Below are 19,416 nucleotides of genomic sequence, written 5' to 3'. Positions count from 1 at the left end.
CTGAAAGCAAGTATTTTTGCGGCACATTATGCATCCGCACATCCAACGTTTATTGCAGTGTATTGACCTCGAAGAAAAAGAACAGGCCAACCGTTACAAACTCGATCAAACACATTCGCTCAAACAACTCAAAGCCGAAGGACTGGCTTTGCATCCGATTGTTGTTACACGAAAGAATTTCGGCTATGCCGATTATCCGGAGATCACATTCAAACTTCCGTTTCCGCCGGAAGCAAACATGTTTCGTGATGGTGCGGCGATAGAATGTTTTATTACAGGTGAAGAACCCATCAAAGGCGTACTGCTGAACCTTGATGGAAAGAATGGTGAGTTCCGTTTGTTTGCTCCTGATTTCCCCGACTGGATTGAAGATGATGGTGTGGGTATTAAACTGGCGCCCGATACACGCACCACCAGCATCATGAAAAAAGCATTGCAGGAACTGGAGCACCACAAAGCCAACTATCAACTGTTTCAGCAACTGCACGATAACTATGCGTCAACAGAAAGCACACAACAGCATTCAACTTATTCTGCACAGTTCCGAAATAAAGGATTGAATGAAAGTCAGCAGCAGGCAGTAACTGCGATTCTCAACAACGAGCATGTAAGTATTGTGCATGGTCCGCCCGGCACAGGCAAAACCACTACACTTATTGAAGCCATTGTACAACTGGTACAAAAAGGTGAGAAAGTATTGGTATCTGCACCCAGCAATACCGCTGTTGATCATTTAGCAAAAGGATTATTGCAGCAAGGCATTAATCTCTTGCGTGTAGGTAACGCAACCAAAGTGGATGAACTCATTTTCAATCATACGCCTGAAGGAAAACTCAACAACAGCAAAGCGCTGAAAGAAATCAAGGAACTGAAAAAAAGAGCAGAAGAATTTCGACGGATGGCGCTGAAATATAAACGCAGCTTTGGCAAAGCAGAACGGGAACAACGCAGCTTACTGTTTAAAGAAGTAAAGAACATCCGTAGCGAAATAAAAAAACTACAACACTACAACGAAGAAAAACTGTTTGATGAAGCACAAGTCATTGCCGGAACGCCGATTGGTTTGTATGATGCCGAATTAGGCAACAGGATCTTTACCACACTGGTGATTGATGAAGCCGGGCAATGCATTGAACCCTTGGCCTGGTGTATTTTTCCATTGGCTGAAAAAATTGTACTGGCAGGCGATCACTGGCAGCTACCTCCTACTGTGTTAAGCAATGAAGCAGCAATTCTCGGTTTCAACCGTTCTATACTGGAAGTAGCGATTGATACAATGCAATCGGCATCATTGCTCAACATTCAATACCGCATGCGCAAGACCATTGCGGGTTTCAGCAGCAGTTATTTTTACAACGATCTATTGCACACAGCCGAGCATTTAGCAGATACCGGTGTGCATTTAACATTCATCGACACAGCCGGCTCCGGTTATAACGAAACACATGGACCAGATGGTGTGAGTCTGCAAAATGAAGGTGAGTTGAACATTATTCGCCAGCTGATAGAAAGTGAGCAACTCGATGTACAACAGACGGCGTTCATCTCTCCTTACTCCGGACAAGTAGCTGCTGCCAAAGAACAACTGCCAAAAGGTTTGCGCATCAGCACCATCGACAGTTTTCAGGGACAGGAAAAAGAAACCGTGATTGTTTCACTGGTGCGTAGTAACGATGATGGCGATATTGGTTTCCTAAAAGATTACCGAAGAATGAATGTGGCCATTACAAGAGCAAAAGAACAACTCTTTGTAATTGGCGATAGTGCAACGGTTGGTGCTGATCCTTTCTATAATCAATTCTTAACCTATGTTGAAAAACATGGGACTTACAGAACGGTGTGGGAGTTTGAGCTGTAGGTTTATTTTTGCCAGCAGACAATAAGATGTAAAAAGAAGGATCGTATTTGTGTTTGTGTTTTAGCTTTTGTTGAATGTTCATTTGTAAATCAACTAATTTTTCACCAAGAAGGTATGTATATTTATATGTTGGCTGCAAGTTTTGACAAACACATACTATAAAATTTATGCTTAGACTTTATGAAAAACGCTTTGCACACTCATATAAAATACTTTTTTCTTTTGCTATTTTCTTTTGTCTCAAAGTATACTGCACTCGGACAAAGCAGTTTAGAAGGCAAATATTGTTATCGGGGAATTAATTCTTCTTCAAACTATATCATTTTTAATGCTGATAATACCTTTCAATTTTCATATGCAGTCTGTACAATACGTGACATTGCTTGTGGAAGCTATTCTATTAAAAATGACACTGTCTATTTTTACTACAAATCTGGAATAACTGACACGACCTGCAACACCCAAAAAATTAATCTACTAAAATTCGATGGACAAAGTTCCTATTACCTTTTTAGTAGCTTGGGCGACACTTTATCTCGACCTTACAAATTGTATTTTCAAAATGACAAGCTGTACTCCATATCAAAAAGCGGACAAGTAATATTTAATTATAAAAATGATTACACTTACAAACCGACAAAATCTGAAAGAAGATATTATAAACGTAGATATTTTTTTTCGGACACTTTGTAAGAAAATCAAACGATGCTTCAGAATTTAAAAAAGTAACTTAAACCAGCAGCCAACAAAAGGTTTGGCAATATTGGGGCTTGACGGAATAAACTTCAGCTTTTATACTACTACGTTCCTTTCGTCACCAGCTCGACTGAACGCTGTACAGCATTTGTAATCACAATCAACATTAGTAACTATATTTAACTTCAGTTCAGGCGTGACGAAACGCAGCCGCCCCAACATCGCCAAGCCTCGAACGTTACCTTCAACCCAGTTTCTTAACCTGCTTCACATAATCGTATTGCAAATCTTCATGCATGGCTGCAACAGCTTTATCGATCTTCTTTACCTGTGCTTTGTAAATATTACTGATGATGGTATTGCTGTTGATGGTTGTACCCAGCTCTTTTATTCTTGTGCATAAGTAAATCAATACTTCCGTTTCCACTGTTTCACTACCACTGTAACGGATATACTTTGCAGCGGTTCGTACAATCTTCCGCAAGGTCTTTTTTACAAAATATACATTGCTTTTATTGATGGTTTCAAACAGCTCATCTACTTCTTCATTTACATGTTTTATGTATAGAGCTGTATCATCAGCTTCAAACAACAGATAAGTAAGCAGTTCTTTATTCTCCTTCTTGAAACGGGCCAGCCGCAAACACAATTCGGTTACCTTGTTTTGCGGCAGCTGTTGCAGTTCCTGTTTAATTTCCTGTATGGTAGCAGCTTTCATATTTCTTACTGTTGCGGTTTTGCCTCCACTACTTCTATTTCAAAAACCAGTATACTGTTGGGTGGAATTTTAGGTGAGCGTGTACGAATGGAATAGGCAAGTCCGGAAGGAATCACAATTTTTATTTTACCGCCCACTTTGCAATACGGTAACGCCAGTTGCCAGCCACGGATCAAACGGTTCAAGGGAAAAGTGGCAGGCTTTTCTTTTGTTTGATCGAACACCGAACCATCGCTGAACAAATAACCTTTGTAAAAAACAGTAACCGTATCGGTAACAGCAACAGACTTACCCGTTCCTTCTTTTACAATGCTGTAATACACGTCAACCGCTTTTTCCTTTGCATCTGTTTTCCCGCTTGCAATAGCATCCTGTATCACTTTCTCATCAAATGTTGCCTGCTGTATACTGTCAACATTTGAAAAAGGCATCAGCACCGGTGCTTTTGCTGCTGTTGCAGATAACTCTTTTAACGAGCCGTTACCACGCTGCACCCACACCTGTTGTATCTGCAATGCACCCGGTTGCTTCTTCAGGTTGGCGGTATAAGAAGACGCAGATTTAATGTTTCCCCATTTGCCATTTACTTTACAGGTGCCAATGAGCTTCCACTTGTTTTGATCGGGCAGAAAAACATAACCGGAGTACAGCGTATAGTTCAAAGCCGAATCGCTTGCTGTTGCGATATACAACTGAACGGGTTTATCTGCAGCAAATGCATGTTCCCATTCAAGACTGTTTCCATCTTCTTCATCCACATCTATTCCTTTGGTAACGATGATTGCACCTGCAGGAAACGAAAACAAAATATCCTGTTCTTTTCTATCAGCTTCTACAAATAATTTCAATCCATCTGCTTGTATACCGGCCTTCGCTTCTTTTTTGGTTGAAATTTTATTGATGTGCACCTGTGCCAGTAATCCGTTTGCACGCAAACTATCGGGCAATGCATAGTTGCTGAGAGAATCTTTTGCAGCAGCATGACCAACGCATGCAGCTATCATGCAAAAAAGTAACATAAACGTAAGCTTCATACAATAAATATTGCATCAAACATACTAAAGCCAAATTGAAATAAAAGAAATAGCAGGCAAAAAGAACAGGCTAGCGAATAAGTGTAATGGTTCCTTTGCGGGTGTACACTTTCTCATCAATACCTACTCCGCTGAATTGCCAAACATAGGTACCGGGCACCTGCGGAACGCCTTTAAACGTTCCATCCCAACCGGGATCATTTGTCTTCCACGAATACAATTCAACACCCCAACGGCTGAATACTTTAAACGAATACACTTCCTTAATACCATCGGTAACCGGATAGAAACGATCGTTGAGATTATCGTTATTGGGGGTAAAGGCATTGGGCAGATAAACCGTTACTCCCGGAATTGTTTTTACAAACTGTGTATCGATGGTAATACAACCCAAACGGGATGTAATACGGATATTGTATTGCTGGTTGCCGATTGAAGGACGCTCAAACACCGGTGAAACAGCAGATACATCGTTTAAGAATGCAGCCGGATTCCACAACACTTCATTTCCGAATGTACGGGCCTGTAAAGTAATCGGTGCGTTGATAAACGTATAGCGTATAGGATACGTAATTCCTTTCTGCGGATCTTCTACTTCAACAGTTACCCTTCTTGTCTGCAGTTCGCAACCATCTGTATTGCGAAGCACCGCATGATAAGTACCCGACGATGTTATGCGCAAACTGTTTTGCGTAGCACCCGATAGTACCAGATCGTTTTTATACCACTGTACAATTGCACCCGGCGGTACTCTTACAACTGCACTATCGCCGGAATCGCTGCAAAAGGCCAGCTTGCCTGCAAAAGTTAATGTTGTATCGGGGTTAGATGATTTTACGAGTACGGTATCGGTTTTAAAGCAGCCTCCTCCTCCACTATAAACTGTAACCACGTAGTTGGTTGACACCGGTGGCGAAGCAAAAGGATTGGCAATATTTGGATCGGATAAGCCCGTTGCCGGCGACCATCGGTACGTAAGGCCGGGCTTGGCATTCTCTCCAAGTAAAACAGGTGTGGTGCCACAAAAAACAGCGTCTTTTCCTGCATTGGCCTTCAATGTAAGCGTATCGAGTAATCGGGCATACAGCGTGTCTTTACAACCATAGCCATTATACGGAGTTACTTCTACAGCAAGCAATTCTCCTACCGGGTACGGAGGTCGTAAACTGAGATTTTGCGATGAACCAAGCACTTTCGTAAAGTTGCTGTTGAACCATTGGTAGCCCTGGAAACCATAGGGTGCTACCACGTTTACCAACGTATCGTTGGGGCAATACGTAGCACCTGTAAACTCGCCTGTGCATTCTGTATTCACATCAATGTATGCATATCCAAAATGACGAACGAATGTGCAATCAGCTGTTTTAAAAAATAAACGAATGGTTTTACCTGCCTGGTTGTTGAGATTGATGGTTACCGCCGTCCAGTCTTTACACCATACCGGTGTATTTTCTGTTTGCCGTGTACCAGCTTCAAAAAAGCCAGGCAATGCACTACCGAACGGAATAAATTTAAACGAAGAGCAATCAATCACTTTGTTATCGGTAAGATTGAGCACTTCCATTTCCAATCGTGGCTGCTCATACTCTCTGTGATTAGGTCCTTCAAACACTACCGCATAATGATAGGTGATGGAATAAGTGTTCATGTTTGCGGGAATGGTAAACTCGTACGAAAGACCTTCGGCCTGAGCCCCGCCTGTGGTGTTTCCCAACTTTACAGAATAACCACTACCGTTGGGGCAAACTACAGGAAAGTTTCCAAAAGGATCCCGTTCACCAGCATTATTAATTCGACTGAACATGGTATGCTGATTACCATAAACAACACCAGTAGAACTAAGTGTAATTACATTTTGTCCTGTTGCTGCCGATACCGTTCCAGTGTAGGCAGTCCAGTTAGAAAAATCTCCCCGTTCAAAATCAATATTGGGTGGACATTGTGCAGAAGCGTTGAAACAAAGAAATACCGCAACCGATACAGCAATAATGGTGGTATAGATATTTCTCTGTTGAAAAAGCGGCATAATGTAAGAACGGGTAAGGAATTGCCCGAACTTCTAATTTACTAAAAAGCAGGAAGAAGTGGAATGAAATAGACTGAACCGGGAAAAAATAATTCTGAATCGGACGAAAAAGCAGACAACAAAAAGGCCATCTGCTGAGAGATGGCCTTTACAGTGTTTTATTTGTTGAACTTATTTGCCGGGATCGCCCTTTTCTATTTCACGGTTCATCTCTTCCATATCTACCGGCTGCGAATCATCGCCCAGCAAATGCAGGCTGAAATAATCGCACATTTTCCAGAAGAAATATTCTGTCATTGTACCATACCCATGACGTTGACCAGGTAATACCACCAGCTCAAAACGTTTATTGGCCTTGATCAATGCATTCACCATACGCAAAGTATTTGCAGGATGAACGTTGTTATCAATATCACCATGACTCAACATCAAATGACCTTTCAGATTTTTTGCCAACTCAGGGTTACGTTCAATCGAATACACAAAGCTGGTATCGCCTTTATCGTTCACCACTTCTTTTACACCATGATGTTTTTCGCTCCACCAACGGTTGTAAATATTGTTCTCATGATTACCTGCACTGCTAACCGCCACTTTAAAGAAATCGGGATACACCAACATGGCAGCAGTACTCATAAAACCACCACCGCTGTGTCCGTGAATACCAACTTTGTTTACATCAATAAACTTATGACGATAGCCTAATTGCTCAATCGCCGCTTTTTTATCCGCTAAACCATAATCACGCAAATTGCCATAGCCATAGTTGTGGTACCATTTGCTGCGAGATGGATGACCACCACGGTTACCAACAGTGATCACCACAAAACCTAACTGCGCTAAACGATCTACACGATCCATACCACGGCCAAATGCTTTGTTCACCGCTTCAGTTTGCGGACCGGGATACACATACTCAATGATGGGATAAGTTTTGGTACTGTCGAAATTGAACGGCTTGTACATTACACCATACAAATCGGTAATACCATCCGCTGCTTTTACTTTAAACGGTTCGGGGAATTTATATCCTGCTTCCATCAAACCACTCATATCGGTTTTTTCCAACTGCATGATTACACGACCTGTGTTATCCTGCAACAACGAAACAGGCGCAGTGTTCACACGAGAGTAGGTATTGATGAAGTAACGCATGTTATCGTCCATGCTCGCCTGGTTATCGTGGTTTGGCGTAGTTAATAATTTTAAACCAGTACCATCGAAATTGATACGGTACAAATGCAGGTAGTAAGGATCTTCATTCGGTTCACGGCCATTGGCAGTGAAATACAATACACGGTTCTTTTCATCAATCGCTTCAATGTCTTCGCAATGGAATGCACCGCTGGTGATTTGATTTTTGAGTTTTCCGTTTTCATCGTACAGATAAAAATGTGCCCAGCCATCACGTTCGCTCCACTGGATCATTTCTTTTCCGTTGTTTACCAAACCAAGACGTCGTGTTTCCACATAGGTATTCATGCGCTCTTCAATCAACGTTGTTACAGTACCTGTTGCAACATTTACTGCACATACATCAATACGTTTCAGATCACGGCTGGTACGTGTCATATAAAACTTTTCGTTGGTACCATGCCAGATGGTTGCACGGTTTTCTTCATCACGCTGAAACTGTTTTAACGGAGCCGACCAAACCGCAATCTCTTGGTCTTTAAATGCAGACACACCGATTTTCTTAGAGGTCTTTGCTGCAAAATCGAAGAGATATAATTCACGGATGGGCGCTTCTTTTTCGCCGGGCATCTGGTACTTGTAGGTTTCCAAAGTTGGACGAGGTTCTGCAATGCTGTTGATGACCCACAAATCTTTTACCTTACGGTTATCGCTACGTGTAAGTGTGAAATACTTTCCATCGGGACTCCACATTACAAAAGCCGATTTGCGCTTGTCTTTGTTGCGTTCTTTTTCTACGTTGGTTTCGTTACCAAAACCGCCACCATAACTGTAATCTTCTACACCATCGGTTGTTAACTGGTATTCTACAATGGTGCTGTCCTCTTCTTTAATTTGTGCTTTGCGGTAGTTTGCTGTATCCATGTAATACAGGTTATTCTTCTTTGCATAAAGCACATATTTTTTATCGGGAGAGAAAGAAGCCCATTGCAAACGGTCTTTCGGTTTCTGGTAATCTTTCAGCTCGGTTAATACGCCGGTAGTAAGATTGTATTCGAAATAAAAGATCTTCTTTTCTGTTGCTGCGGGTGCTCCGCCGGGGCGTGCACCGCCGCCATTTCTGCCACCACGTGCAGCAGAGGTATCTTTCTTTACTTCATCAATGGTACTTTTAATTTCAAACGTAATACTGTTTTCATCTTTGGTGAACTTCAGTTTTTCAATGGGCAAATGCTGTGCATCAAACGGATCTTTTACAATCTTGGTTATTTCTGCTGCAAGCTTTGCATGATCGAACAGGGGACGTTTACCGGTCTTTGCATCTTTGGCATCAACAATATACCAGGTCTTACCTTCTCTTGTTTCGTACACATACCAGAAACGGTCGCTCAGCTTCAACCAATGTGGATCCACACTGGTGCTGAACAGCATTTTATTGATTTTATCGGGAGAAAAACGGGCAGCCAATGCGTAGTTGGCTTTTTGTTTAACAGGCTGCTGGGCAATTACCGCCACAGCAAACAACATCATGTAAATGATTGCAAAAATTCTCATGCCTTTGATGGTTTAGTTTAACGAGGGAAAAACTAAAGATAAGGGCGTATGAGAAACCGATAAGGCCGGGCGAAAAGAAATACATGAGCGGCTTGAATTAGCTTATAGCTTGCAGCTTTTAGCTATAAGCTTGGGGCATCGATGCGCTTTAGTCACAATTTCAATCCCCTTGTCCACACTTCATTGATGGGTTCGCCTTTGGAACTAAGGCCGGAGTGATGCCAGTTATTCCCTTCTACCTTACCATCAAAACTCAACGAGGCGCCTACTCTTGTACTGTCACGTGAGAAAAATTCGATATGCTCAGTATACTTACCATTTTCAAATGTGTATGTACCGCCACCGGTACCGAAAAACTCTTTGGTCTCGCTGTTGATGGCAATCCATTGAAAACGGGTACCGGTTAATAACTTAATGGTTCGTCTTGCTCCCGGTGTAATGGTTTGCAGGCTTCCATTAATCATACGACCGGTGATGAGCCAATGACCGGCTAATGCACTTTTGCCATCATCCATCCGTTTATAATTTTCATCTGCACCATTAACGGTGAGCTTCATTGTTTGATCCTTTATAACCACAAGTGCAGTTTCAGTTGTTCCCACTTTCTCTTTTTCGGCTGTATGAAAAGCGAGCTTCATCTGCAATTCGTTTCCTGCAACAACATAGGTTCCACCTTGGGTATAACTGAAAACCTTATTGGTTACATCATACTTTGTGCAGGAATAGAATCCATCCTGGAATAGCCATGTTGTGATAACGCTTCCATCCTGTTTACTCCAAGAACCTGCTACGGTTGATTGAGCTGATCCAATAACAGCGAAAAACATCAAGCCAAAAAAGATGAACATATTTTTCATACACCAATATTTAGGAATGAAGAATTAAGGATACAACAAATATTTTTTGCGCATGGTTTTGTATTTCGACAAGCCCGGCTCCCATGATGCATAAATTTCTTTATCAGGTGTTCCTTTGATGATCTGTTCTTTGAGCAAAGCATTACCGGCAAGTTTATTAATGTCGTTCATTTGATTGCTCTGCGAACGATCGAAGAATTTTTCTTTCTCCGGAAATGCAGCATACAGTTCTTTCATCCATTGCACGTTGATGCGTTTTGTTTTGCGGAGTTGATTGATATCGTACTGACGAAGATCCAAACCAAAACATTCTTTATTCATGTGCAATGGTGTTTCCGCCATACCGGGAATACTTACCGGTGTAAACGAAAACGAATACTTTCCTTTTAACAACGGACTACCGAAAACAGTAAATGGAAAGTACGTACCACGACCATGATTCAGCGCTGTACCTTCGAACAAACAGGTGGAAGGATACAGCATGATCGCCTGTTGTGTATTTAAATTGGGCGATGGTGCAACAGGCAATGTATACGGCAGATCGTGTTTGTAATTCGCAACCTTTATGATCTTGAGTTTGCACTTTAGTTTGTTAGGTAACCATCCTTCGCCGTTGATCATTTGTGCAAACTCAGCAATCGTCATACCATGTGCAATGGGTATGGGAAACATACCAATACCCGATTTGTATTTCATATCCAGTATCGGCCCGTCAACTAAATAACCATTGGGGTTCGGACGATCGAGTATCAACAATTCTTTATTGTTCTCTGCACATGCTTCCATAATATGGCTGAGCACATTGATGTAGGTATAGAAACGGCAACCCACATCCTGTATATCGAAGATCATGAGATCTACATTTGCCAGGTCTGCCTTCGTAGGTTTACGTTTATTGCCGTACAACGAAACAACGGGAACACCTGTTGCAGGGTCTTTTTCATCACTCACTTTTACACCTGCGCTTGCTTTACCTCGAAAGCCATGCTCGGGACCGAACACTTTTACAATGTTTACGCCTCTGGCCAGCAAACTGTCAACTAAATGCTTTTTGCCGATAATGGTTGTTGGATTGGCGAGCACAGCAACACGTTTGCCTTTTAAATAAGGAAGATATTTTTCTGTTTGATCGGCACCCGTAATGATCTGCTCTTTTACTTTTACCTTTTCTTCTTTTGTGCGTGAACTTTCAAATACAAACAGGCAAAGCAAAGCCAAAAACAACTGAACGATTTTCTTTTTATTCATGAACAGATATTGAGGATGTAAGCTATTTAACTTTTTTCATCAGCAAAAACCATTCACAAAAAAGGTTATTGAAAAATCACACTAACAAAAACGTCACTGCGAGGAACGAAGCAGTCTCCATCTATTCTTTCTACCAGCAGATTGCTTCGTTCCTCGCAATGACGACCTTTTACCAACAACGGTTTACAACGACTCTGTATACTTTTTAAAATTATCCAGAATTGCCTGCCAGCCCATTTGCTGCATGTCAACAGGGTTTTCATTTTCTGCATCAAAGCGCTCAACCACTTTCGTTGCATCGCCTTCTGCAGAAAATTCAACCATTACTTTTCGTCCGTCGGCCATGGTATAAGCAATGAGTTCGTTGGTTGTAACGGCATCGTACACACCGCCGAATTCAAAACCAAAGCTGCCATCTTTTGCTTCCATTCGTGAAGAGAAACTTCCGCCCACACGCAGATCGTTCTTGGCCCAGGGTGTATGCCAGTTGGGCGATGCAAAAGCCCATTGTGTAATATGATCGGGATTGTTCCAGCTGTCCCATACCGTAGTAATGGGTGCATGTACGATTGCCTCTACTGTAATAACGGTTGCTTGTGTTTCCATACAAATTCTATTTCGTTTGATGATTGTTTAATAATGCAAACATCGTTGCATTTTTTTGTATTTGCAATGTGTTGTTGCGACAATGTTCGGGCAAATTGCGACAAGAATAATGCCATGCCATGAGCCGTAATAATACGCAGCGTATACCCGCTTTTCTACCTTTTAATTACCAAAACCATTTTCTATCTTTCATATCGCTTTATCTGTGAATAAAAAAATCAACAGCCATGCTAACACTACCAAAACTTACACTCATCACATTTCTGTTTTGTTCGTTTCAACTACAGGCACAGGAACAGGCAATCAATCATACATCTGCAGTAAGTATTACTGAGCCCGCAAGCCGTTATATCAACATAAAAAAACAACCGCCGAGAGAAATTCAAATTCCTGCCACGTTCAGCATACAAATTGACCAGGACTTTTTATTTCGCTTTCCACTTACAAAAAACGAAGACCGCAATTATACACAAGGAACTGCTTTTATTGTGTCGCATCCCGGCTTACGCAAAACTTGGATGTTCCTACCTTTTAAAAAAATAGAAGAGCTTACCGGCTGGGAACCGTACGGATCATCCATAGCATTAGGAGGTACAGCTTTTACACCACGCATTATCGACAGCAGTGCCCCCATTGTAGGCGACCGACCTTTCGCTTTTCTATTGTATGTTTCTACCTCATCCACACTAAAAAATCAAAAGAAAACAAAAAAGGGAAAGTTGATTGAAGTGTACAATTCATTCACCATTAACTACGGCATCTTCGGTACCAACATCGGCTATCGTTTTCAATCGTTCGCACATAAGAATATTGTAAAAGGGCGCCCAACCGATCCAAAAGGTTGGAACAACCAGATTTCAAAAGGAGGTGCACCTGCATTGCTGTTCGATTATAATCGCTTTCAACCACTACTCTCTGCACCAAAAACTAAAGGAACGATTGACGACCGTTCTGTTTTTGATCTTGGCTGGAACCTAGGTGCATCAGTTGGCTATTACGATCGTGCTTACACCGGCCTGTATGCACGACTTGGACATTTACGCAACCGCAACCAGGCAAGGTGGAACGGCGGCTTTTCTTCACTAGCCAGCGGATCGTACGAAATGGCAGCACCGGAAAAAAAGAAAACAAGGTTCAAAGATGTGTTTGAAGGATTCCTGTACGGACGTGTAAACGGCACATTCATGTTTCGCAATGCGATGCTGGTAGGCCAAGGTTTTAAACACAGCGATTATACGCTGAAACCAGAATGGACCAATGTTGGATTGTACGAATTTGAATGGGGCTTTGTATTGGCCTTTGAATATTTTAAGAAAGGAAAGACCGGACCAAAAACATGGGCCTTCCAGGGACGAAGTATTTACCGCTCACCTGAGTTTAATTCAAAATTGTTTCCGGAACGCTGGCATTATTTCGGAAGCGTTGGCTTGATGTTTCCTTTGTAACTGTTTAAACCAACTGTTGTATGCGTATTACCAAAGTAAGAACACATCGCTACTCGCCTGCTGAAATAGAGAAGCTGGATATTGCATTGGAGTTTTTCAGCAACGCCATCAACTCAGTAGAATTTCAACGCAATATTGAACAGCACGAACCTTTTGATACAGTAGAAAATTACAGCAATGCAGAAATCTACAACATCATTATGAGTGGAGATGAAGCTGATACCAACGACGGTATCGATCATGAAGCTGATCTGCATCTTACGCTCGACTTACGTACCAGTACCGATGCCATTGGCTATACCAAGCAGGAACGCATCTTTACGTTTCAGAATTTCTTTGAGCAGCTGAAACCAACCAAGCTCGCCGGGCATTATGCGCATGAATATTGTCATACACTTGGGTTTGCAGATCCATCGAACCTCGACGAACTGGAGCGGAATGTACCTTACGAAGTGGGTCGCATTATTGAAGAAATTGCGATCAGTAACCAACGCACATTTATTGTAGATGAAGCTGAATTAACGGATAGTGAAAAAACGTTGAAGCGTGTACGCAAAACTGCCCGTCGTTCAAGTATTGTTACTGCCGAAGCTGCAACAGCGACAAGAAAAACCGGTGTTTCAAAAGCCAAAACAAAAAAAAGCACTACTAAAAAAACTGTTACTAAGAAAAAGCCTGTTGCTAAAAAGAAATCTGTTACAAAAAAAGTAATCAGAAAAACAGGATAAAAAATAGCAGTTGAAAGCATTAAATGTTTGGCCACTGTAACAACGCTTTTACAATTGTTTCCCACTCCTGCTGCAACGAAACCGATGGTCTTGTTTTGCCTGCACGTCTGTACCAGTAATCGGCATTACCCAAGTCGCCTTCTTTGCGATGCAGGTAAGCATGTACCCAACAGGCTGTACTGTCGTTCAAATGATCAACCAGCGAATGCGCCTTGTGCCAATCATCTTTGCCATCGTACCACAACGATTGCAGGTAAACTGATAATCCTGGCGGCATATTGTTATCGTGTATACTTGCAGTAAATGTTTCGAATTGCATGATGTAGTTATTAAAAAGAAAGAGCAGTGCAAAAATACACTGCTCTTTCATTGATGTTCTGATTTTTCATTGTTTCTGCTAAAACAATACACCGTTGTTTACATAGTAAAAATAAGATGTGCCGCCGCTAAACGTCCAGTTGCCGGCATTAAATGAACCGTTGCCTGTTGCCGAACCCGCAATGCGGTAAGCTGATATCGCCTGTGCATTCCTGTTCCAGGTAAGCGGCGAACCACTCACACATGTTTCTGCTGCAAGTGTGGTATTCTTTAAAAAGTAAGCATTGTTCAACCCGTACACTTTACCAATACCTGTAGCATCAATGCACACTGCAGTTTGTTCATCTATACCAATTCCTTTTACAGTGGTTGTATAACCGAAGTCTTTCATCAACCTTGCCATAAAAGTAATATGCCTGCCTTGTCTGGTTCTTTGTGAGTAATGCGAATCGGTAATGGTATTTGCAAGCAAAGGCGCATTAATAAAATCGTTGGCACCTAATGTTACATACTTGTGATAGGGATTAGCCAATGCCTGTGCACTGGTGGCCGAACCTGTTGCTGCACTATAGTAAGCCGAACCTAAAACTGCAAGACCTGCGCTTGTACCACCCACCGTTACTTTTTTTGTATTAATGAGATAATTAATCGCATCTTCGGTAGCAGTATTCTTCCAGTAGTTCACATAATTCCATTGGTCACCGCCCGCAATAAACAATGCTTCTGCATTGCGTATTTTATCAGCAACAGTTGCAAGCGATGCCTTTTCCCTGCTGTCGATAATAATTGTTTCAACAGAGTTAACAGCAACCATATTGTACATGTACGTATTGTAGCCATCTGCACCGCTGGAACGGATTACCACCACATCGCCTCCCGCTGCACGTTGCAAAAACCAGGCAATGGCCGCATCCACATCGGTACTGCCACCCATTAACAATAACCCACCTGTTGCTGCTGTGGTTACATCAGCAGCATCGCCGGTTAAGTACGTTACAACAGAAGGTGCAGGTTTGGCCGAAACGGTAGTGGCAGCAGGAACAGTATCCGTTACGGTTACCTCTTTGCTGCAGGAAGACATCAGCAGGCAGCTGAGCGAAAGTTGTAGTAGTTTAAACATTGTAGTTTGTATTCGTGCAATAAGATATGAAAAGAATCTGCTTTAAAAAATTACATTGCAGAAAAATTCTTTTGCTGTATGAAACGTCAACTGGAGGTTTGTGCTTTTACTATTCAGAGCTGCATGATTGCTGAGCAGGCGGGAGCAGTAAGGGTTGAGTTATGTGATAATCCCATTGAAGGCGGAACCACCCCATCGTACGGAACCATTAAACGTGTACGGGAGGCCGTTAGTATTGATGTGTATCCGATCATTCGTCCACGCAGCATGAATTATTTTTATGATGCAGATGAATGGAACATTGTACTGGATGATATTGCTGTTTGTAAAGAGCTTGGTTGCAACGGAGTGTCCGTTGGTGCACAATTACAAAACGGCACTATCGATGCAGCCCGTATGCAACGGGTGGTTGAACTGGCCTACCCCATGAAGGTTACTTGTAATCGTGCTTTCGATGCTGTACCCGATCCATTTGCTGCATTGGAAACATTGATTGCCTGTGGTTGCGAACGCATTCTTACTTCAGGACTTGCATCATCAGCACCGGAAGGAATACCATTGCTGAAACAATTGGTTGCGGCTGCCAACAACCGCATCAGTATTATGCCGGGTGCAGGTGTGCGTTCATCAAACGTTCTGCAACTGGCTAATGAAACCGGAGCATATGAGTTTCATGCCTCTGCACGTAAAGCTGTAAACAATCCCATGACCTTTGAAAATCCAAATGTTACAGATGCAGGAAATATGTATGTGGCCGATGCAGATGAACTGAAAAAAATTGTATCGCTGCTGCAACAGGCTTAGAGGCCGTGACAACAATTATCTTCATTGTAGAAAATCGACATTTTTATTACCTTAACAACCTAAACCGACCAAAATGCCGATCTACATGGACCTCCACATTGTGCCGGGCGTAAATGCAAAGGATGTGGCTGAAGCACACCGACAGGATGTTTATTTAGAAAAAGACCATAGCTGTAAATGCCTCACTTATTGGGTTGACGAGATGCGTGGTCATGTGTTCTGTTTAATTGATGCACCATCGAAAGAAACGGTGTACGAATTGCACAACCGTTCGCATGGATTGGTACCGCACAAGATCATTGAAGTACAACCCGATTTTGTACAATCTTTTCTCGGCCGCATCACCGATCCTTCAGATGCACCATTAACCGACAATGGTTTATTACTGATTGATGAGACATCGTACCGCATGATCATGTCGGTACAATTACCGGATACAGTTTTACTGCAACACGAAGCCGGTACTGAATCCGCAAAAAAGAAAGTACAGCAGATACTGGAAATTATTCGCAACGAGATAACGGCAAAGAATGGTAAAGAAGCCATCCAGGAACAGCACAGCATAATCGGTTCATTTATTACTGCAGAAAAAGCAGTGGCAGCAGGACTTGCAATTCACCGTCAACTGCAACAAATCAACAGCAGTTGCCGAATCAGCATACATGCAGGTGAACCGGTTACACAACATGATAAACTCTTTGGCGAAACATTGCAGTTTTTGCATCGCATGCATTTTATACAGCGAAAGGAACAGGTAGGTATTTCTGCAAGTGTACGGGAGCTGGTGGCAAAAGAGCTGATGCATAAAACAGAAGAAGACCTCTTTAGTTTATCCGCCAACGATGAGCAATTACTCAATGCATTGTTCAATGCGTTGGAAGAAAAATATAGCGAAGCCGATTTTCAAATGGATGAATATGCACAATCGCTGGCGATGAGTCAATCGCAACTCTATCGTAAAACAACTGCACTCACCGGTTACTCTCCCAATGATCTGTTGAAAGAATATCGTCTTGCCAAAGCCATTGAACGGTTACGCAAAGGTGCGCAGAACATTACAGAGATTACGTTTGATTGTGGCTTCAACAGCCCCTCCTATTTTACAAAATGTTTTAAAAAGAAATTCGGTTTACTGCCGATTACTTACCAGGAGTTGCTGTAAAGAATTTTACAGCTTGCATGAATTTTACCATTTTCTGCATGAAATGGACTAACACAGGCGCATAACAGCATTTTATCTTTGGTGTATTCTTCACCAACTAAATATGCTGTTATGAAACACAACATCATCTATCGCTTTGCTTTTGCAGCCATCTTATTATTTGCAGGTATTACTTCCATGGCGCAAACCAATAACAATACTACTTCCAAAAAAGAACCGGTCATGAAGACCTATTTGATTGAACGGGATATACCCGGTGCCAGCCAGTTAACAGCCAACGACCTGAAAGGTATTTCACAAAAATCCTGTGGCGTATTAAAGGAAATGGGACCAAAAATTAAATGGCTGCACAGCTATGTTGCAGGCAACAAAATTTATTGTGTATACCAGGCGCAAAACGAAGGTCTGCTGCGTGAGCATGCACAAAAAGGAGGCTTTCCCATTACAACCATCACAGAAATCGCCAGCACCATCAGCCCTGCAACAGCGGAGCAATAATTATTCCTCTTGTTAAACAAGCCTGTATGTTTCTACAGGCACGTTTTCTCACCCCACGTTTCATCCTATTCCTTAATCGTTATTCCTATCGACTTGCTTGTAAGCAGTCAGGGCATTGCTATGCGTTGAAAAACTGAAAAACTTCCACTACCCTCTTACAAGCATCAAATCAAAACAAGGGAGGTTTACCATGTTAACTAAAAACACAAACGCCATCTTAAACAAGGTCGTTGCTATCCACTATTTATTTTTCGCTCTTTTATTGTCAACAGTTTTTATCAGCTGCTCAAAAGAAGTATCAACCGTTGCAGAACCACTAACAGTTCCTTCAACAGCAGCCAAAACAAACATGCTGCTGCCTGCTACCCTGTTACATAACAACGCTTCGTTTAATGCCATTACACTATGGGAATTACAACAGGCACGTGCAGCAACAGCACGTTACAGAGATACGCTCAATGCCATTAAAGACGGTTATACCAACATCAATGTAATTGTAGAAAACATGGGCACACACTTTATGAAGATGGCGCATGTTGACGACATGTTCGATTATAGAAAGCCCGAAATACTGGTGTATAACAAAATGGAAGATGGCAGTATGCAACTGGTAGCAGTAGAATATGCAGTACCCATCTCACTTTCGCCCGATAAAGCACCGGAAGGTTTTACAGGTTCAAATGATGTGTGGGATAAAAACACCGGCTTTGGTTTATGGCTGTTGCATGCATGGGTTTGGTATCCGAATCCATTGGGTGTATTTCATGCAACGAATCCCGATATTCATTTGCACGATTAACAGAGCATAACAGCGACCCATGTTGAAGAGAGCAGCTGCATCGTGTAAAAGCGATGTGCTGCTCTTTTTACTGCATCGGGTGTTTCTTTCAGCAACAACGTTTTGCTGCGCCAACAATCTGTACAGCTGACGAAGATTAGCTTTTGCAGCAAATTGAAATGATTACCTTCGCCGCCCTTAAAACAACGTAAGATGAAAACGGAAGATGTTCTCCGCCAGCGCAGCGGCAATAACTGCGAGTTATGTAAGAGTACGCAAAACCTGAGTGTATACGAAGTACCTCCTGAAGATCAGGCTAACGCTGATAACTCTATTTTAATATGCGATACCTGTTTGGCGCAGATTGAAAAGAAGGTTGAACTGAACAACAGCCATTGGCATTGTTTAACAGAAAGTATGTGGAGCGAAGTGCCGGCTGTGCAAGTGGTAGCCTGGCGTATGCTGAACCGTTTGCGTAATGAAAGTTGGGCAGCAGACAATCTTGACATGCTGTATCTCGATGAAGAAAACCTGGCATGGGCAAAAGCAACCGGCGATCATGAAAACGATGGCAGCGTTGATTTGCACAGAGATTGCAATGGCGCACAATTGCTGGCGGGTGATACAGTGGTATTGATCAAGTCGCTGGATGTAAAAGGCTCAACCCTCAACGCAAAATTGGGAACGGTTGTAAAAAATATCCGCCTTGTGCCCGACAACACCGAACAGATCGAAGGAAAAATTGAAGGACAGACAATTGTGATTCTTACCAAATATGTGCGTAAGCAAAACGAAAAATAATAAAGACTGTTCAAAATAATAAAATCGCTCA

17 protein-coding genes are annotated in these 19,416 nt (G+C 42.2%); 8 read left to right on the top strand and 9 right to left on the bottom strand.

The genetic code is table 11. From position 1 onward, the window contains the following. The first annotated feature begins 28 nt into the window (after positions 1 to 28). Positions 29 to 1,858 (top strand): AAA domain-containing protein, encoded by a 1,830-nt coding sequence (locus tag IQ13_RS00835; RefSeq protein WP_144883566.1) that lies wholly within the window; start codon positions 29 to 31, stop codon positions 1,856 to 1,858. A 940-nt stretch (positions 1,859 to 2,798) separates the two neighbouring features. Here the strand turns inward: IQ13_RS00835 and IQ13_RS00830 are convergent. The 7 genes from IQ13_RS00830 to IQ13_RS00800 all read right to left on the bottom strand — a co-directional run bounded on the left by IQ13_RS00830 (position 2,799) and on the right by IQ13_RS00800 (position 11,731). Then, complete coding sequence (locus IQ13_RS00830) at positions 2,799 to 3,272, bottom strand: hypothetical protein (RefSeq protein WP_144883564.1); 474 nt, start codon at positions 3,270 to 3,272, stop codon at positions 2,799 to 2,801. Between the two features lie 5 nt (positions 3,273 to 3,277). Then, entirely contained in the window at positions 3,278 to 4,291 is a 1,014-nt protein-coding gene (locus IQ13_RS00825; RefSeq protein ID WP_158637273.1) for an FKBP-type peptidyl-prolyl cis-trans isomerase, read from the bottom strand. An 85-nt stretch (positions 4,292 to 4,376) separates the two neighbouring features. Then, the gene (locus IQ13_RS00820; RefSeq protein WP_144883561.1) at positions 4,377 to 6,332 is read right to left on the bottom strand and encodes a T9SS type B sorting domain-containing protein; all 1,956 of its coding nucleotides are present in this window, start codon (positions 6,330 to 6,332) and stop codon (positions 4,377 to 4,379) included. Between the two features lie 171 nt (positions 6,333 to 6,503). Then, a complete protein-coding gene (locus IQ13_RS00815) occupies positions 6,504 to 9,020 on the bottom strand; it encodes a S9 family peptidase (protein ID WP_144883559.1) in 2,517 nt (838 codons plus the stop codon). 152 nt (positions 9,021 to 9,172) lie between these two features. Next, positions 9,173 to 9,877 carry a membrane or secreted protein gene (locus tag IQ13_RS00810; protein ID WP_144883557.1) on the bottom strand — a complete coding sequence of 235 codons (705 nt, stop codon included), beginning with the start codon at positions 9,875 to 9,877 and terminating at the stop codon, positions 9,173 to 9,175. A 24-nt stretch (positions 9,878 to 9,901) separates the two neighbouring features. Beyond that, positions 9,902 to 11,125 (bottom strand): exo-beta-N-acetylmuramidase NamZ family protein, encoded by a 1,224-nt coding sequence (locus tag IQ13_RS00805; RefSeq protein ID WP_144883555.1) that lies wholly within the window; start codon positions 11,123 to 11,125, stop codon positions 9,902 to 9,904. A 183-nt stretch (positions 11,126 to 11,308) separates the two neighbouring features. After that, on the bottom strand, positions 11,309 to 11,731 hold the full coding sequence (locus IQ13_RS00800; RefSeq protein WP_144883553.1) for an SRPBCC family protein: 423 nt from the start codon (positions 11,729 to 11,731) through the stop codon (positions 11,309 to 11,311). 227 nt (positions 11,732 to 11,958) lie between these two features. Here IQ13_RS00800 and IQ13_RS00795 point away from each other — a divergent pair, with 227 nt between their 5' ends. Both IQ13_RS00795 and IQ13_RS00790 read left to right on the top strand, forming a co-directional pair. Then, on the top strand, positions 11,959 to 13,176 hold the full coding sequence (locus IQ13_RS00795) for a lipid A-modifier LpxR family protein (protein WP_144883551.1): 1,218 nt from the start codon (positions 11,959 to 11,961) through the stop codon (positions 13,174 to 13,176). A 20-nt stretch (positions 13,177 to 13,196) separates the two neighbouring features. After that, a complete protein-coding gene (locus IQ13_RS00790; protein WP_144883549.1) occupies positions 13,197 to 13,904 on the top strand; it encodes a hypothetical protein in 708 nt (235 codons plus the stop codon). Between the two features lie 19 nt (positions 13,905 to 13,923). Here the strand turns inward: IQ13_RS00790 and IQ13_RS00785 are convergent, their stop codons facing one another. Continuing rightward, a complete protein-coding gene (locus IQ13_RS00785) occupies positions 13,924 to 14,223 on the bottom strand; it encodes a hypothetical protein (protein WP_144883547.1) in 300 nt (99 codons plus the stop codon). 78 nt (positions 14,224 to 14,301) lie between these two features. Beyond that, positions 14,302 to 15,342 (bottom strand): cyanophycinase, encoded by a 1,041-nt coding sequence (locus IQ13_RS00780; protein ID WP_144883545.1) that lies wholly within the window; start codon positions 15,340 to 15,342, stop codon positions 14,302 to 14,304. Positions 15,343 to 15,420: 78 nt separating this feature from the next. On the opposite strand from IQ13_RS00780, the gene IQ13_RS00775 reads away from it, so the two are divergent. From IQ13_RS00775 to IQ13_RS00755, 5 genes are all read left to right on the top strand, one after another. After that, positions 15,421 to 16,146, top strand: coding sequence for a copper homeostasis protein CutC (locus IQ13_RS00775; RefSeq protein WP_144883543.1), 726 nt, complete (start codon positions 15,421 to 15,423; stop codon positions 16,144 to 16,146). Positions 16,147 to 16,231: 85 nt separating this feature from the next. Beyond that, complete coding sequence (locus IQ13_RS00770) at positions 16,232 to 17,308, top strand: nickel-binding protein (protein ID WP_158637272.1); 1,077 nt, start codon at positions 16,232 to 16,234, stop codon at positions 17,306 to 17,308. Between the two features lie 111 nt (positions 17,309 to 17,419). Then, positions 17,420 to 17,806 carry a DUF4242 domain-containing protein gene (locus IQ13_RS00765; RefSeq protein WP_242009442.1) on the top strand — a complete coding sequence of 129 codons (387 nt, stop codon included), beginning with the start codon at positions 17,420 to 17,422 and terminating at the stop codon, positions 17,804 to 17,806. A 190-nt stretch (positions 17,807 to 17,996) separates the two neighbouring features. After that, on the top strand, positions 17,997 to 18,605 hold the full coding sequence (locus tag IQ13_RS00760) for a hypothetical protein (protein WP_144883539.1): 609 nt from the start codon (positions 17,997 to 17,999) through the stop codon (positions 18,603 to 18,605). Between the two features lie 192 nt (positions 18,606 to 18,797). Beyond that, positions 18,798 to 19,385: a PhnA domain-containing protein gene (locus tag IQ13_RS00755; protein ID WP_144883537.1), complete on the top strand. Its 588-nt coding sequence runs from the start codon at positions 18,798 to 18,800 to the stop codon at positions 19,383 to 19,385. Positions 19,386 to 19,416 lie beyond the last annotated feature (31 nt).

Origin of the sequence: Lacibacter cauensis (assembly GCF_007830055.1) — a bacterium.
GTDB classification, from domain to species: Bacteria; Bacteroidota; Bacteroidia; order Chitinophagales; family Chitinophagaceae; genus Lacibacter; species Lacibacter cauensis.
The sequence above is the reverse complement of the archived record's forward strand: the minus strand, read 5'-3'. Positions and strand labels throughout refer to the sequence as shown.